This window comes from Coprococcus phoceensis (assembly GCF_900104635.1).
Lineage (GTDB): Bacteria > Bacillota > Clostridia > Lachnospirales > Lachnospiraceae > Faecalimonas > Faecalimonas phoceensis.
In genome coordinates this window covers 1,808,796-1,824,592 of sequence record NZ_FNWC01000007.1, presented here as the reverse complement: position 1 = coordinate 1,824,592, position 15,797 = coordinate 1,808,796, and the positions used below count along the sequence as shown (strand labels likewise).

6 protein-coding genes are annotated in these 15,797 nt (G+C 40.6%); 5 read left to right on the top strand and 1 reads right to left on the bottom strand.

The annotated features are described in order from the left end of the window. Nucleotides 1–15 precede the first annotated feature (15 nt). Together BQ5364_RS12580 and BQ5364_RS12575 are read left to right on the top strand one after the other, a co-directional pair. Complete coding sequence (locus BQ5364_RS12580) at nucleotides 16–6,552, top strand: endo-alpha-N-acetylgalactosaminidase family protein (RefSeq protein WP_235837168.1); 6,537 nt, start codon at nucleotides 16–18, stop codon at nucleotides 6,550–6,552. Nucleotides 6,553–6,839: 287 nt separating this feature from the next. Next, nucleotides 6,840–13,295, top strand: coding sequence for a discoidin domain-containing protein (locus BQ5364_RS12575; protein WP_071144405.1), 6,456 nt, complete (start codon nucleotides 6,840–6,842; stop codon nucleotides 13,293–13,295). A gap of 145 nt (nucleotides 13,296–13,440) precedes the next feature. Here the strand turns inward: BQ5364_RS12575 and BQ5364_RS12570 are convergent, their stop codons facing one another. Further along, nucleotides 13,441–13,641, bottom strand: coding sequence for a cold-shock protein (locus BQ5364_RS12570; protein ID WP_004611017.1), 201 nt, complete (start codon nucleotides 13,639–13,641; stop codon nucleotides 13,441–13,443). 165 nt (nucleotides 13,642–13,806) lie between these two features. Here BQ5364_RS12570 and BQ5364_RS12565 point away from each other — a divergent pair, with 165 nt between their 5' ends. The 3 genes from BQ5364_RS12565 to cysK are packed head-to-tail and all read left to right on the top strand — an operon-like array spanning nucleotide 13,807 to nucleotide 15,673. Continuing rightward, on the top strand, nucleotides 13,807–14,235 hold the full coding sequence (locus BQ5364_RS12565) for an RrF2 family transcriptional regulator (protein WP_004611016.1): 429 nt from the start codon (nucleotides 13,807–13,809) through the stop codon (nucleotides 14,233–14,235). A gap of 56 nt (nucleotides 14,236–14,291) precedes the next feature. Next, nucleotides 14,292–14,726 (top strand): RrF2 family transcriptional regulator, encoded by a 435-nt coding sequence (locus BQ5364_RS12560; protein WP_004611015.1) that lies wholly within the window; start codon nucleotides 14,292–14,294, stop codon nucleotides 14,724–14,726. A gap of 14 nt (nucleotides 14,727–14,740) precedes the next feature. Further along, the gene (cysK, locus tag BQ5364_RS12555; RefSeq protein ID WP_022251155.1) at nucleotides 14,741–15,673 is read left to right on the top strand and encodes a cysteine synthase A; all 933 of its coding nucleotides are present in this window, start codon (nucleotides 14,741–14,743) and stop codon (nucleotides 15,671–15,673) included. Nucleotides 15,674–15,797 lie beyond the last annotated feature (124 nt).

The window sequence follows — 15,797 nt, the reverse complement described above, 5'->3', positions numbered from 1 at the left end:
AAATCGGAGGCAGAAATGAAGAAAACAGTCAAAAAAGGTATGGTAGTGACATTATCAGCATGTATGCTTGCAAATTCAGTTCCATTATCGAATTTTACAGTACAGGCAGCGTTAAAGCAGGAATTTGTTGAATTTACAAATGAACAAAACAGAGGTGGATGGTCAAAGGCGAGTGGAAACGGGAAAATCGAGTTTACAGACGGAGAGAACGAAAAAGGATATATGGTGTTAAGCTCAGATGATAATACGATTTTTTCGGAAAACCAGTCAGAAAAACGTGCAGACGGTTATGTGGAGATGGATATGACTCTGACGAAAGCAGACAATGGTGGCCGCATGGGAATTATTTTTCGGTATAACAATGAAAACGACTGGCAGGGAATCGGTATTGACAGTGGAAGCTGGAATTGGTTCAACGGAGCAGGTGAGTGGGGAAGCGTAACATCTGCGGCTAAAAGTTTTACAAAAGTAGGAGAAACTCATAGAATTCGAGTGGAATACCGCGGAAACAACGTGAAAGTTCTGCAGGATGGTGTGGAGATCATAAATCAGGAAATCGACAAGTTCAGCAACGAAAAAGCGGGGAATGTCGGTATGCGCCTCTGGGGAAAGGTGTCTGAAAACTATGATTGTGCTTTTAAAATCGACAATGTAAAGACAGGGGAAATCGCAAAAGAAGTTGTTCTTACACCGGATCATTTTACAGTTGATTATGAGGAAGCCGGAAAAGAAGATTTCAAAGTAACAATTGCTGAGGAGTCTTTGCAACTGACAGAAATTAAAAGTGGGAATGTGGCATTAGAAAAGGACAAAGATTACACATTTCATGCCAATACAGTTACGATAAAAAAAGAATATATTGCACAGATCAAAGATGCGGCATCCACAAATTTGACATTTGTATTTGAAGATGGACAACAGAAAACGTGCAGTATACAAATCAAAAAGGAAGAAGAACAAGTTTCTTATAATCGTGATTTCACAAAAGGGACAGAGGGGTTTGAAAAAGTTTCTGGAGACAGCGGAGTGCTGGAAGCAGGGAAAGATGGTGTGACTGTTCAGAAAGATGGTGTGTTCATTGATCAAAATTCTAAGGAGCTTAAGAATCAAGAAGTGGAATTTACATATGATCCGCTAAATAATAGCTGTAATTATGGCGTGGTACTGCGCTATACATCTCCGACAGACTATATTTATGTGGGACCTTCTGCTCAAAATAACCAACATTATACAAAATGGGGGATTTATAATCAGAACGGAAGACTTGCAGAGATTGAGGACAGCGGTTTTGTACTTTCCGGACGTGACGTTCCGTATAAAGTAAAAGTAAGAGTTGTTGAAAATGTAGTGACAATCTTTTTGGATAACGAAGAGATTTACAATGGAGAGATAGGTGGACTTACAACGAATGCCGGAAAAGTTGGTTTTCGAACAACAGAAAGTACAGGCATGACAATTCAAGGATTTACACAGGAGACAGCAAGTGCGCCAGAAGTGGTGGAAAACACGTCGGAAGCTGAGATTGCTTCTGAGCAAATGACAGTGACGCTGGATGCAAATTTCCCAAGAGTGGTCGAGTATACCTTGAAAGAGGGAGGGCAGACTGTCAAGGGGCAAGAACTTGCATTACATCAGGTGGAATTGAATAATAAACTGTACACACCGAAGGTTACATCAGATATTTCCGGTGCGAAGGCGACCTATCATGTTTCGGAAGAATCAACAGGGATTTCGTTTGATGTCATCATGGAAGTAAAAGAAAATGTACTGTCTATGCATGTGAAAAATATCAAAGATGATAAGACAAAGCTATATACTTTGAATTTCCCAGAACACAGTCTGATCTCTATGTCGAGCAAGGATGCAGGCGGCATGCTCACGGTAAATGATTATCGTTCGGAATCAAAGGTAGAACTTTCAAAAGCAAATGTCGCAAATGCTTACAGTGAGACAACGCTTGCCGTGCTGAGTAATCAGAATGTGGCGGCAACTCTGACAGGAGAATCCTATAAGAATCGGCATGAGGTGGCGTATCAGACATTTGATGCGGGGGATCACACTTCCACGGGACTTTGGGTGAATGAGTTTACATACAGAGGTCTGGATGGAGAAGTAATGTATGAGCCGGCTGTGAAAGTGGCTATTACAGCGGATCGCAACAAAGACGGTAAGGTGGATTATCAAGATGGTGCAATTGCACTGCGTGATGACTGTATGACCAGAAAAACAGGCGCAGATGTTGTGACAGATACATGGACGATGGTTGCAATGAATGTGGGGTCTGAGGCACAGTATCCGTTTCTTCGTATTTTAGACAATGTAAAGAAGATGTCACTTGCGATGGATGGATTTGGTCAGAATATAATTATCAAAGGATATCAAAGTGAAGGGCACGACTCATCACATCCGGATTTTGCAAATTACAATAAACGTGCCGGAGGTTTGGAAGATTTTCAGACATTACTTGAAAACTCTGAAAAATATAATGCCAAGATAGGAATCCATGTCAATCATACGGATATTTATCCGGAATCGCCGCAGTTTGGAAGATTGTTCACAGATCAGGCAGCGTGGAGCTGGTATGATTCTTCAAAACAGATTATACGTGAAAATGATGATTTGGATAAGAGTGAAAATGGTCTGGATGGACGGTTCGGACAGTTGTATGACAAAGATACCAATGGACAAATAGATTCGACCTATGTGGATGTATTCTTTGGTACAAGATGGCCGATGTATAAATTGATTGAAAATATTGCGGGTCGTGACATCGTTCTTGGAACGGAATATGCGGATGAGATGGCATCGCACAGTGTGTTCGCACATGGAATTCAGGTGGAGCCAGTGGCATCGAATCTGAAAGCGGCAGGAAATCTGGTTCGTTTTGTGGAAAATAATCAGTCTGATATTTTTCAGCAGCATGATCTGTTCCGTGGTGTGAAGGATCGTAACTCAGATACAGCTGGGATCAATGGATGGCAGACGGCGAAAAATATGAACAATGCACTGCAGATTTTTTATGAGCAGATACTTCCGAACAAGTTCCTTGCACAGTATCCGGTTATGCAGTATACAAGCAATGAGCAGGCGGTGCTTGGTGAAAATAATGAAGTTGTGACAAAGATGGAAAATGGTGTCAATGTCATCACGAAAGACGGAAAAGAAGTTGCAAGAGGAAATAAAATATTTATTCCGTGGGGAAAAGACGATGATACAGAAGGAAAGATTTATCATTACAATGGCGATGGGGGAGAGAGTACATGGTCACTTCCGAATTCGTGGAAAGATGCATCGCAGGTTACGGTATACAAGCTTTCTGAAAATGGAAAAAGCGATAAACAAACAGTGTCTGTGACAGATGGAAAAGTGACGTTAAAAGCAGATGCAAAAACAGGATATGTGCTTTACAAAGAAGAAGCGAAAAAGATTGAAACATCGGATACGATGGAATGGTCAACAGGCTCTCCGGTAAAAGATATGGGATTTGATTCTTATAATTTTGATGAGTGGAAGCAATCTTCTTCGGCAAAAAGTGTGGAACATATTACGATTGAAGATAATTCGCTTGGAAATGCGCATCTTTACATTAAAGGGAAAAAAGATGGGCAAGTGGAGCAGGTTCTGACAGGACTTGAGAAAGGACAAACCTATTCGGCATCGGTATGGTGTATTACAGATGATGACAGAAAAGCATCTATCAAAGTCGAGAATGGGGACGAAGTTGTAGCGAATTATATGGACAGCAGCAATGTAAAATATGGTGTTCATCACAATGACAAATACCAGACATATGCACAACGTATGCAGGTTCGTTTTACGGCAACATCTGACAAGGCGGTGTTGACTTTGGCTGCGGAGGAAGGAAAGACAGATGAATCGGTAGTGGATTTTGATGATGTACGTGTCATGAAAGTAAATCCGTCGACAAATCCTGAACCTGCAAAATACACATATTGGGAAGATTTTGAAAATGTAGACCAGGGATATGGTGTGTTTGTGTCAACGGAGTCTGACCAGTCGCATTTGTCACAGAAGAATGCAGTAGATCCGCAATATACGCCGGATGTAATCGATGGCAACTATTCATTGAAGGTACGTGCGGGAGATTACATGAGAACGATTCCTTCGACAGTAAGACTGGAGCCAAATACAGAGTATACAGTAGGAATCGATTATAAATCTCCGTCTTCGAATGCGTTTACATTCGCAGTGAAATCAGACAAAGCAAGTAAGGAAAATGATGCGCAACATGCTGTGGTTGCGAGTGAAGTGGTAAAAGATCAAGAAGGAAAGCTGGTATTGAAGTTTACAACCGGAGATTATGATGATTACTATGTAGATATTACAAAAAATGCAGCGACAGAATATTATGTAGACAATTTCTATGTGGAACAGGCTCGCGCTATGAACCAGGAAACACTGGAGGCGCTGATTGAAGAGGCGAAGGCGTTAGATGAAAAGGCATATACAAAAGAGTCTTTTGAAAACATGCAGGCTGCGTTGAAAGAAGCTGAGAAAGTGCATAAAAATCAAAATGCTTCGAAAGAAGAGATAGAAAAGGCGTATACAGATTTAGAGACTGCGATGGAAAATCTGGATGCCTATGCAACAGCTGAGGATAAGGAACAGCTCTCGAAAGTAATTCGTGAGATGAAGAGTATTCTTGCGAGCGACTACAAGCAGGATGAAAAGTGGCTGGCGTTCCAATCTGCGCTCAAAGAAGCGGAGTCTTTATATGATTCAGACAAGGCGACCCAGAAAGAGGTTGCTTGGATGATTCGCGATTTGCGGGAAGCAAAAGAAAGGTTGAATCCATTAGTAGACAGAACAGCATTAAAGGCAATCATGGCAAAAGCAGAGAGAGTAGATAATAATTCTGTTGTAGATGGAAAAGAATTACAGACATTCTTAAGCGCTTACAGTGAAGCAAAAACAACTGACTTAAAACCGGGAGTGACAGAAACGGAGATTTTGCAGGCGACGCAGAAATTAACAGATGCATATAATGCAATTGTTTTAAAAGAAGATTCTAAAAATCAACTTGTAAGCACAGCGCTTGAAAAGGCGGATGAAGATGTAAACTATTTTCTGGAAAAGGACTGGAAGGAAATTCAGGAGGCAAAAGCGGCGCTTGAAAAGATGAAAAATCAGACAGGTGTTTTGGTAAAAGATTACTTTGAAGTATTAGATCGTCTGGAGGCTGCGCTGGAACATAAATTGAGCAGACCGGTGGTGCCGTCTGCGGTGGAAATTGATTCAAAGAACTTCAAGATTTCAGCAAACACAGAACAGGCAGATAATACGGCTCATAATGAAGGGCCTGTCAAATATGCATTTGACAAAAATCCAAATACGATCTGGCACAGCAGTTATAATCCGATGTTTACGGTATCGGCAGACAATCCGGCAGAGATTACAATTGATATGGGAAAATCATATACGATTAATCAGTTTTCATATTTGCAGCGCCCTGCTGGAGGAAATAATGGAAAAGTACAGAAATACAATCTGTATGTCAAGTCGAATCAGGCAGATAAATGGAAGAAAATTGTAACGGATGGAACATTTGCGGATAAACAAGAACTTCAAAAAGTGACATTTGATGAAGTGGAAGCACAGTATGTCAAATTTGAAGTGACGCAGGGATTTGGTAACTTTGCGACAGCAGCAGAACTTGCGGTTTATCAGAAAGCTTCTGATTTTTCAAAATTGCAGGAAGCGATGGATGAAGCGGAGAAGTTGGAGCGTACAAAATATTTAGAAGTATATTACTCCAACATCGATCAGTTATGCGAAGAGGCAGAAGAGTTGCTGAAAGATTTTATGACGGAACAGGCAAAAATTGATGCGCTCACAGAACAATTGCAAAAGGCTTTGGATGCACTTGAGGCGCTGGCTGCAAAATCAGATATTAAATTGTTGGAAGAAGCGGTAGAGGCTGCACGAAATATTGATTTAGATCAGTACAAAAACACAAAAGAATTTGAAAAAGCACTGTCTGCTTCTGAGAAACTGCTGGCAGAATACAAAAAAGAAGAAAGAATATTACAAAAAGATGTGACAGAAGCAATTTTGAAATTGACTGAGGAACAAGGAAAGCTGGAAGAAAAAGATCCGGTAAAACCAGAAAAGCCAGAGGTAGATATGGTTGTGGTGAAAGCGGAACAAACCACATTGAAAGTTGGAGCCGCCACAAAGGTATCTGCGACAATCATGCCGGAAGATGCCAAAGATAAGGCTGTGACATGGTCTGTATCAGATGAGAATATTTTGTCTGTGAGTCCAGATGGAACGGTGACTGCGAAAAAAGAAGGAAAAGCATATGTAATTGCAACTTCTTCGAATGGAAAAACCGGACGAGTAGAAATTACAGTTGTTTCAAAGGATACTGTTTCGAATCCGGAATCATCAAAAGATGAAGGAAAAGAAAATAAGAAAGAGCCTGTGAAAACAGGGGATACGCAGTCGACAGCGTGGTATATCGGCTTGATGGCGGCAGTTGGTGCAGTTGTATTTGGCACGAAAAAGAAGAAAGAAAAGGATGAAATGTAGTTAAGCAATAAAAGGTTCTGGATTTGGTGAAAACCAAATTTGGAACCTTTTTTAAACAAAATTATTAAAAATAACTAAAAATATAAAATTAGAGAATTTAAAACAGTTGTTTTTGACATGAGAAATATACAAAATGATGAAAAATTTATATATTATACCTATAAATATGAAATTGTGCTAAACTAAAAGAGTGCATGATTGCTACAAAACAAACAATCCTGCAAATTTATCTAATCTGCCAAAAGACTTGGAAAGGAGTTTGAATTGCAGAGGAAAAGGAGAAGGTTATGAAAAGAAAACTTTTAAGTTCCATGCTCGCGGCGGCAGTAGTCGTGACGAGTACGTTCTCCACAACATCAGTCTCTGAGGCGAAGGAACCAGATGCCTCAAATGGCAAAGTTGAGGTTACGATGAAAGATAATTCCGTAACAATTGGAAACGATGCCATTGAAAGAACATTTTCAACAGCAGATTCAAAGTTATCTACTACTGAAATTGTGAACAAGAGAACGGATGGTGGAGAGACTAACTTTACACCGGAAGAAGGTAGTGAAGAATTTATTGTCAAGACGACAAAAGAAAAGAAAGACCCGATTAGTTTGGAGCCGATTGACAGAAAAGGATGGACAGCAGAGGCGGACAGTTATCAGAATGGCGCGGCAGGCGCTTCTGATGGACCGGCATCAAATCTGTTAGATGGGAAGATTGATACAATTTGGCACAGTAATTATGGTGGTGGAACAAATGGTGCGGGCGATCAGGATTACCCACACAATGTTGTGATCAAATTTGATGATTCTGAGACGTTTCAGTCATTTTCATATACGCCTAGAAAAGAAAGTGAGACGACAAACGGAAACATCAAAGGCTATAAATTGTATGCATCTACAGAGGCGGAAAAACTTGATTTTAATTCAGATAAATGGGGAGAACCGATTGCGGAAGGCGAATTTGAGTATGATGGCACCAACCCGATCTATGTGAACTTAAAGGAAACATGTACAGCAACACAGATTAAGTTTGTGGCAACATCGTCAAATAACGGCGAGAAGTTTGCGGGTGGCGCAGAATTTAATTTACATAAAGATAAAGTGCCGGTTGTTGCGGACGACAGAGCGTTTAAGACAAGTGACTTACAACTGGAAGATGGCAAGGATGCCGTGAAGGTTGAAGATACAACAGCAACTATCAACGGGGAGAAGAAGACAGGTAAGAAGGTGACGTTTTCCTTTGAACCGTATACACATAAAGGTGTAGAGTATACAATCGACGAAGTAGTTGTTATGTATGAAGGGGATCACTTCATGCGTAAATATTTGGAAATTGAAGTTCCGGATGAAGATATGGGAAAAGCGGAAATTGACTATATCGATCTGGAATCTCTGAAAGTAGAAGAGTCTGATAAACAGTGGACAATTCCGAGAGGAAAAGGTGGAATTGTTCAGATGGAAGAGTTTAAGGCGAATCTTGGACAGCCAATCTATATTCAGGGCATGTTTTTCGGATGTGAATTCCCGGCGGCAGATACGGAGATTGTAGACGAGACAGGATATATGCGTTACTATACCGGAAAAACATTCGAAAGAATGAAAGAGGATAATCAACTGACAACAGATGGAAAATATGTGACATGGCAGACAGTTGCCGGCGCTGCAAGAAGTACGGAAAACGAAGTTATTCAGGCAGATTTCTATGATTACATTGATTCGATTGCAACTCCATCAGAATTTCGAATTCAATATAATTCATGGTTCGACAACATGATGAAGATTGACGATGAAAATATTTTGGAATCTTTCATTGAAATTGATCGTGAGTTGAACAATGCGGAAGTACGTCCGCTGGATTCTTACGTTGTGGATGATGGGTGGAATGCTTACAACGATGGAACGCTAGGGGCTGGCTCTTATCCGCAATCGGGATCAGAGATTAATAAAGAAGGGTTCTGGACATTCAATGAAAAATTCCCAGATGAACTGACACCATCCAGCGAGTTAGTGCAGAAGTTTGGAAGTAATTTCGGTGTGTGGGTTGGACCAAGAGGTGGCTATAACTTCTATGGAACATTGGCAAATATCATAGAAAAAGCTGGAAATGGAAGCAAAGCCGGCGGTTCCATTGATGTTGCAGACCGGGTGTACGTAGAAAAATTTAAAGATATGGCAATTGACTGGCAGAAGCGATTCAAGGTAAATTACTGGAAATGGGATGGATTTGCGGATACAGGACAGTATAATCACTTTAATAATTCAGGTGGTGCGGACGGTGTTCCGGTATATAGCGAGACGAATCACCATATGACGGGTGGTTACCATCAGATGTACCATGTGACGGATTTGTGGGAAGCATGGATTGATCTTATGGAAGCAGTACGCCAAAGTGAAAAAGAGGATGGCATTAATAATCTGTGGATTTCATTGACATGCTATGTAAACCCAAGTCCTTGGTATTTACAATGGGCAAACTCTGTATGGATTCAATGTACACATGACCAAAAGGATGCTGGTTTTGGTACAACAAAAATGAACAAGCAGATCACTTACCGTGATGCATGTTACTATGATTTCCTGAAGAATCATGAGTTCCAGTTCCCATTGCAGAACATTTACAACCATGATCCGGTATATGGAAAAGAAGGAACCGGAATGAATGTGAATACGGCTACAGATGAAGATTTCCAGAACTACTTATATATGCTTTCTACACGTGGAACAGCTTTCTGGGAACTATACTATTCTGACAGTATCATGACAGATGGCAAGTATGAGATTACCGGAGAATTTTTAGAGTGGGCGGAAGAAAATTATCATATGCTGAAGAATTCTAAAATGATTGGTGGACGACCGGACAATACAACTTTGGGAAGTGCTTCTTCAAGTGAAGCATCAGCAGAAGCGTACGGATTTTCATGCTTTGATGGAAAAGAAGGAATCATTTCACTTCGTAACCCATCTGCTTCCGCTGATAAAGAAATTAAATTTACATTTGACCGAACTATAGGTGTTGCTGAAGGTGCAGGCACATTAGATTATTATTTGGAGCATAGTTATAAGCTTTCCGACGAGTCTGCTCAGACGGGAACATTGACATACGGACAAGAATATACAGTGAATTTGAAACCAAATGAAGTACGTATTTTACGAGTTTCTGCACAAAAAGATACAAAAGCACCTGAGATTGACCGGATTATGACAGACGGTAATTGTGAAGTTACGGTAAAATTCAATGAAAAAGTATCTGGAAATCTCTTTGCAGTGGATGGTTCCGGAATTGCTTCAATTGAAAAGAGCGCGGACGACACAACATATCATATCACTTTGACAAAAGCGCCGGAAGACGGAAAGACAATCACGGTGACGCCAAAAGATATCAAGGATATGTCAGGAAATGCGACGACAGCATCTGCATCAGTTGTATATCACAAGGGCAATGTAGTTGTCGAGAATAAGGAAATTGCAGAAGCCGGAGAAATTGCAGCGGCAGATAAGTCATTGAATTCTAATAACGGATTTAGTGTGGCTGCATCTGTAAATACAACAGGCAAGGATCAGACACTTGTAAAACAAAATGATCAGTATGAATTAAAAGTTACAGCAGACGGAAAAGCTTCCTTTACACTGAATGGTGCGACAGCAGTTTCCGGTAAAACGATCAACGATGGCAAACAACATGTAGTTGTCGGTGTGAAAGAAAATAACGGTATGCTGAAGCTTTATGTGGATGGCAGTCTGGAAGGTTCGGATTACAAGGAAGGCAACAGATACCATAAGGTAGAAAAAGCTGCAATTACAGTTGGAAATGATGTTTCAAAAGCCGGCGTATATGATACCGCATATGGCTATGATAAAGTAGATGAAATCTTCCAAGAAGGGTTCTCAAAATTAGAATTGACAAATGAGATGATCACAGTGTCAGGAACAGAAGAAGGCGATAAGAATACGGTGTTAGATAAGAATAATACAACGTTTTGGACAAGTCAAAAAGTTTCAGAGGGTACTGTGAACAATGAAAATGCTTGGCTGAAAGTGGATTTGGGTGCAACATACAAGTTGGATCAAGTTGACTATACACCACGTTTTGACAATGTGCAGAACAATTATTGGGAATGTACCGGTAATATCAAAAACCTGATTGTGGAGACAAGCGTGGATGGAGAGACATGGACAGCAGTAACAGAAGATGGTGGTCGTGATCTTTCGAAAAAAATAGTGAAAGAGAATAACAGCTCATTCTTCCCGGAAGAGATTACATTTGAAGCAAAAGAGGCAAGATATGTACGTATCAGCGGTACAAAATCACATCATTGGCAAACTCAGAATGTAGATAAGCAGATTACTGTTGCAGATCTTGCAATCTACGGAGAAAAGGCAGGAGTAGAAAACATTGCAACAGATAGCTCGGTGAAAGTAGAAGCTAAATGGACAAAAGATGACACAGATGCAGCCAAAGGCGGAGACAGACCGATGTCTATGGTTGTGGATGGCAACAAGGCAGATACTAACGGAAACTACGGTGAATTTGGTGCGGATGACAAAGCAGAATCTTCTTATATGCAGATTGATTTAGGAGAAGTGTGCGATGTAGATACATTGAATTTATATCGTTACTGGAATCAGAATCGTGTTTATGATCCATCTGTCATTTTAGTTGCAGAGAAAGAAGCTGATTTTAAAGACGGAACAGCGACAGTTGTATACAATGCAGATAAAGAGAAAATTCATGGATTGAATGACAAATATTATACAGAAGTTAAAGATGAAACATATGAAGAAACTGCACAAGGTAAGTCGTGGAACTTACCGGAAAACACAAAGGCAAGATTTGTGCGTGTGTATATGCATGGTGTGAAAAATGGCGGAGACACAAACCATATCGTAGAGATGGAAGTGATCGGAACAAGACCTGACAAAGAAGAAGTGCCAGCAGTTGATCTTACAAAATTGATTGAGAGATTAACTGTGTTAGCAGCAGTGGATACGTCAAATGCAACAACAGACAGTGCGGCGGCATTTAAAGCACTTGTAAAAGAAGGATATGATCTTGTTGCATCTGGAGCAAAGACACAGGGCGAAGTAGACGCTATGTTGAAGAAACTGGAAGGCGCAGAAAACAAACTGGTAGATACAAACGCGCTGAAAAAAGCAATTGCAGATGCAGAAAAGAAAGTGGCAGAAAGTACAAAGACAAGTGCAGCAGCGACATTAGCAAAAATCGAAGAGGCAAAAGCACTTTTGAAAAATGGTACAACAGAAACGATGAATCAGATGATCAAGGCTTTGGAAGATGCCATGAAGACACTTGTTGCAAGAGGTGATGTGAAAGAACTGAAAGCATTGATCGACACATATGAAAAAGAAGAATTGAAAGAGGCAGATTATACAACTTCTACATGGAGTGCTTATGAGACAGCCTTGAACACGGCAAATGCTATTGTTAAAGACAACAGTGACAGTGACCAGACACAGGTAGATGCAGCGAAGAAAGCGTTGGAGGATGCACATAAAGCATTGGAAAAACGCGGAGATACAGATGCATTGAAAGCGTTGGTTGAAAAGTACAAGGATTTAAAAGAAGCAGATTATACACATGACACATGGGTAGTATTTAAAGAAGCGTTTGATGCGGCAAAAGCAATTGTGGCAGACAACAGCGACAGCACCCAGGCGCAGGTGGATGCGGCAAAAGAGGCGTTGGAAAATGCTTATAATGCATTGAAGGAGGCTCCGGAGAATCCAAAGCTTGACACAAGCAGACTGGAAAAAGCAATTGCAGATGCAAAGGCGGTTGTCAAAGAGTCTTATACAACAGATTCTTACAATGCAATGAAAGCGGTTCTTGATGAGGCGGAAGACTTGTTGAAAGAAGAAGCTCAGGATCAGGATACAATTGATGCCAAGACAGAAGCGTTGAATGCGGCAATTGAAGCGTTGGTAAAACGAGGCGATGTAAAAGAACTTTCAGAATTGGTGAAAGCATACGAAGAAGAGAAACTGAATGAAGGAGTATATACAACTTCTACATGGAGTGTTTACCAGACAGCATTTGATGCAGCGAAAGCGATCATAAAAGATAACAGCAATAGCGACCAAGAAAAGGTAGATGCAGCAAAAACAGCTTTAGAAGTGGCAAAAGAAGCGTTGGAAGAACGAGGCAATACAGACAGCCTTAAAGAGCTTGTAACAGTATGTGAGGAACTGAAGGAAGAAGACTTTACAGCGGATACATGGAAAGTGTTTGAGAATGCGCTTGATGCAGCAAAAGCAATTGTTGCAGATAACAGTGACAGCAATCAGACACAAGTAGATGCAGCTAAAGAAGCGTTGCAGAAAGCAAAAGACGATCTGAAAGAAGCAGAAAAACCTGTTAACAGGAGCAAGTTGGAAGAAGCATATAACAAGTATAAAGATCTGAAAAATGATGGTTATACAGAAAACAGCTGGAAAACATTTAAGAATGCGCTTGATGCAGCGAAAGCAGTTTTAGAGTATGAAGATGCGACGGCAGAGCAGGTAGATGCAGCACTTGCACAATTAGAAAAAGCAGTCAGTGGATTGAAAAAAGCACCAATTGATGGAAGTGGAAACAATCAAGGTGCACAAAATAACAATCAGAAACCATCTACAGGTGGTTCAGGCTCAAACGGAAGTGTAAAAACAGGAGATTCTTCAGATGTAATGCTGTGGGGAATCTTTGCAGCAGCAGCTCTTATGGCTGGCGTAGTCGTAAAAAAGAAAAAAGCTTAGTGTAAAATCAAAAAGAGCAGAGGCGGGAAAACCGCTTCTGCTCCTTTTCTAATCATTTCGCATAAGAATTGCTTTTTAAATATTAATTAAATATATATTATATACATAAACATAAATAAAAGGCACATCTACATTTTGATTCTGATTAAAGTTTTACGACATTGACTGCCTGAGGTCCTTTTGCACCTTCAGTTACTTCGAATTCTACTTCCTGACCTTCTTCTAAAGATTTGAAACCTTCCATGTTAAGTCCAGAATAGTGAACGAATACATCGTTTCCTGCTTCGTCGGAAATGAATCCGTAACCTTTTTGGTTGTTAAACCATTTTACTGTACCTTTGTTCATGTTGATACCTCCATAAAAATAAATAATAAAGTTGTATTACTTGCGTAATATTGAATTAGATTAGCATAATTCTATATAAATGTCAATGTTTTTGAAAAAATATAATGAAAAATGCACAAATATAGGTTACAATAAGACGTAACAATGAAAATAAGGAGATAGAATATGAGAATTTCGACAAAAGGGACATATGCATTGGAAATAATTGTGGATCTTGCAATGCATTCTTCGGAAGAGCATTTAGAGCGGCTGAAAAATATTGCAGCACGGAGAGGTCTGTCTGAAAAGTATTTAGAGAGGATTGTCAAAGCAATGAAGAATGAGAATCTGATTTTGAGTACAAGAGGAGCAATGGGAGGATATCGTCTTGCGAGAAGACCGGAAGATATTACTGTTTTGGACGTGCTTCGCTCTGTGGAAGGAGAGCTTGCACCGGTGGAGTGTCTGACAAAAGAGACGAATTGCGGGATTGCGTGTGAGGATTGCTTGACACGAGGAGTCTGGGCAGATATGTGGAGAGAAATCTTGGGTGTTACGGAGAATGTCTCAGTGGCAGATATTACAAAAGAGGTAGTTGACAGAGCAGGAGAATAGGTGTATAACATAAAACATGTAATACTTAGCAAAGTGGTAGGAAAAGGAAAATTCTTATGAAAATATCGACAAAAGGAAGATATGGACTGCGGGCGCTGGTAGACTTGGCAGGTCATGACAATGGAGAGCCAATTGCGTTGGCAAGTATTGCACAAAGGCAAAAACTGTCATTGAATTATTTGGAACAGGTTTTTAGTGTGCTTAGGAAGGCTGGAATTGTAAAAAGCCTGAAAGGGGTGAACGGAGGGTACCGTTTGGCAAAAAAGGCTGATGATATCACGGTGAAAGAAGTTTTGGAAGTACTGGAAGGAAAGTTCTCGATTGTAGATGAATATGCACAAGAGAAGGGGACAGATGACGTGCAAGAAGCGATTAAAACTTTAGTCTGGGATCAGATTAATACACGGGTGAACCAGTTGCTGGAGGAGAAGACATTGAAGCAGTTGATGGCATCATTTGCCGATGAAAACAGAAAGCAGAAGTCTATTTGAAGGAGGAATTACTTATGGGAAAAGTATATCAAAATGTAACGGAATTAATTGGGCATACACCTCTTTTAGAAGTGCAGAATATCGAATCAGAGCTTGGGTTAAAAGCAAAGATCCTGGTGAAATTAGAGCTGTTTAATCCGGCGGGAAGTGTAAAAGACCGTGTTGCGAAAAATATGGTGGAGGAGGCTGAACGCCAGGGAATCCTTAAGCGTGGAGGGACAATCATCGAACCTACAAGTGGAAATACCGGAATTGGACTTGCGTCCATTGCGGCATCAAAGGGGTATCGTGCAATCTTTACAATGCCTGAGACGATGAGTGTAGAACGGCGGAAACTTCTTCAAGGTTATGGCGCAGAGATTGTTCTGACAGACGGGAAAAAAGGAATGGCTGGAGCGATTGCGAAAGCTGGAGAACTTGCAGAAGAGATTGATGGGGCAGTTGTTCTTGGTCAGTTTATAAACAAAGCGAATCCGGCTGCGCATACCGCTTCTACCGGACCGGAGATATGGGAAGATACCGAAGGTAAGGTGGATATCTTCGTTGCGGGAGTCGGTACCGGTGGAACAATTACAGGAACCGGGGAGTATTTAAAAGAGAAAAATCCGGCGCTGAAAGTAATTGCAGTGGAGCCGGCGGCATCACCGGTGTTATCAGGAGGGAAACCAGGACCTCATGGTCTGCAGGGGATTGGAGCAGGTTTCATTCCGGAGATTTTGAATACGGAGATTTATGATGAGATTGTGCAGGTGGAAAATGACGAGGCATATGCAGCTTCCAGAATGCTTGCCCACAAAGAAGGGGTACTGATAGGAATTACATCCGGCGCAGCGCTTCACACGGCGATAGAGCTTGCAAAAAGAGAAGAGAATGCAGGAAAAACAATTGTGGCAATATTGCCGGATACGGGAGAACGATATTTGTCGACACCATTATTTGAGGTATAATTTTCAAGAAAAAAGTCATTGTAAAGTATGATACTTTGCAATGGCTTTTTTACGGCAATAAAGATTTTGCAGTATGCATAAAAAATAAAGGGAAAAATTGCGAACTATTTTGAATGAAATTGAT